The organism is Clostridium sp. SHJSY1, from assembly GCF_031626875.1.
GTDB lineage: Bacteria > Bacillota > Clostridia > Clostridiales > Clostridiaceae > Clostridium.
In genome coordinates, this window is record NZ_JANDMF010000105.1 from 1 (window position 1) to 2,550 (window position 2,550).

The 2,550-nt window shown below is 26.7% G+C and carries 2 protein-coding genes; both read left to right on the plus strand.

From position 1 onward, the window contains the following. The first annotated feature begins 294 nt into the window (after positions 1–294). Entirely contained in the window at positions 295–1,245 is a 951-nt protein-coding gene (locus NNC19_RS23295; RefSeq protein ID WP_310941081.1) for a polysaccharide deacetylase family protein, read from the plus strand. Positions 1,246–1,437: 192 nt separating this feature from the next. Further along, the gene (locus NNC19_RS23300; RefSeq protein WP_310941082.1) at positions 1,438–2,442 is read left to right on the plus strand and encodes a polysaccharide deacetylase family protein; all 1,005 of its coding nucleotides are present in this window, start codon (positions 1,438–1,440) and stop codon (positions 2,440–2,442) included. The last annotated feature ends 108 nt before the right edge of the window (positions 2,443–2,550 follow it).

Genomic DNA, 2,550 nt, shown 5'->3' on the forward strand with positions numbered 1-2,550 from the left:
TCTTTGTTAACATTTTTATCACCCAAGAATATTTTATTATAAAAACGAAAGAGTGTCGACTTTGTCGACACTCTGAGTTATCTTGTTTTTACAAGATAACTTTTTTTATTATATAACTTTTATAGAAATGATTAAAAAATATATATCTAAATATTGTTATTTTATGTAAGAGTGTTAATAAAATTGTAATATATATTATATTGTTAAATATAGAGGATATATAGAAAAAGTTGTATAATTATTTTTGGAAAAAAGTATAATTGGGGAAAATACAAATATATGGAGATGTATAAATTGAAAAAAAGATATGTATACCGTAAACGAAAAAGAAATATAAAAATTGTACAAAAGAAACTTATTATAGGGATAATGACATTGATAGTTATTATTTCATGTAGCTTTATGATAAAGGCTAAGTTTGAAAAGGATCAACAAAAAATTTATACAAAAGCAGAAGAAGTACAAGATTTTTCTACAGAAAATAATGAAGAAAATAATATGGATAACAGTGGGTATATTCCTTTGGATAAAGATTCAAATGCAGATGATGCTATTGAATTATTTCATGTTACTGAGAAATTAATTAAAGGTGAGTTGAAGTATCCAATACATACAGATGGAAAGAAAGTAGTATATTTAACATTTGATGATGGTCCATCAACAACAAATACACCTAAAGTATTAGATATACTAAAAGAAAATGAAATAAAAGCTACATTTATGATAATGGGAAAAAATGCAGAGCATTCGAATCAATCAAAAGAAATATTAAGAAGAACGGCCAAAGAAGGACATGCAATAGGAAATCATACTTATAGTCATGATTATAAGTATTTATATCCAAATAGAACAATAGATAAAAATAATTTTATGGCAGATGTGGAAAAATGTAATCAAGCTTTAAAAAATATATTAGGTAAAGATTTTTCAACTAGAGTAATAAGATTTCCGGGGGGATATTGGTCATGGAAAGGAAGAGAGAACATAAGAACTAGCATGGATGAAAAAGGATATGCAATTATAGATTGGAATACTTTATCAGGAGATGCAGAAGGCAGTAAACCTAAAAATGCAAATGAATTAGTTGAAGAATTAAAAACAAATTTAGAAAAATTGGGCAAAAATGCTGATAGTGTTATAGTGTTAATGCATGATACTTATGGGAAAGAAGAAACTGTTAAATCACTACAATCAATAATAGATGTTTTTAAAGAAAAAGGTTTTGAATTTAGAACAATTAAATAATATTAAATTAAAAAGTATCATATCAATAGAAAAACTCTTTTAAATTATAGGTGTGTTCAGTTTGGTAGAGTATGAAGGAGAATATTTATGTATAACTGTAATATTTATTTATGAATTTAATTTGAGTATGTAATTAGTAAGTTGTATAATTATATTTGGAAAATAATTGAAATAGGGGAAGGTAATGTATAGATGATAATACAAAAAATAAAAAAAAGTATTATATATCAACGAAGAGAGAGATATAAAAGAGTTACTAAAAAAAGAATTATTCTAGTTTCAGCAATTATAATAAGTATTATTGCATATGGAGTTATTGCAAAGATAAAATTTGAAAGTAATCAAGAAAAAATTTATACCAAAGCAGAAGTAATAGATAATGCCATAGAAACAAAAGATAATATAGAAGAAGAGAGTATAAAAGATACTGAAGAAGCAAAAGCATTAAGTTTAGATAATAGTGGATATCTTCCATTGGACAAGGATTCTAATGCTGATGATGCAATAACAGTATTTCATACAACAGAAAAATTGCTTAAGGAAGAAATAAAATATCCAGTTCGTACAGATGGAAAAAAGGTAGCATATTTAACTTTTGATGATGGACCATCAACAACCAATACACCTAAAGTATTAGATACTTTAAAAGAGAATGGGATAAAAGCTACATTTCTAATAATGGGAAAAAATGCAGAGCTTTCAGAGCAATCAAAAGAAATATTAAGAAGAACTGCTAGGGAAGGACATGCAATAGGAAATCATACTTATAGTCATGATTATAATTATCTATATCCTAATAGAGTGATAGATGTGAATAACTTTATGACAGATGTAGATAAATGTAATCAAACGTTAAAAGGTATATTAGGTAAAGATTTTTCAACTAGAGTAATAAGATTCCCAGGGGGATATTGGTCTTGGGAAGGAAGAACCAATATAAGGCCAGTTATTGATGAGCAGGGATATGCAATTATAGATTGGAACACATTATCAGAAGATGCAGAAGGAAAGCCAAATAAAACTGCAGAAGAGTTGACTGAAATAACAAGACGAAATTTGGATAGTCTAGGACCAAATGCAGATAGTGTGATTATATTAATGCATGATACGTATGGGAAGGAAGAAACTGCTAAATCTGTACAGCCCATAATCAATATTTTCAAAGAAAAAGGATTCGAATTTAGAACAATAAAATAAAAAATGAAAAGTTATCTTATTAAAAGAGATAACTTCAGAGTGTCGACAAAGTCGACACTCTTTCGTTTTTATAATAAAATATTCTTGGGTGATAAAAATGTTAACAAA

Coding starts and splice junctions, on each gene's coding strand:
- NNC19_RS23300 (WP_310941082.1), top strand. CDS start 1,438: ATGATAATACAAAAAATAAAAAAAAGTATTATATATCAACGAAGAGAG.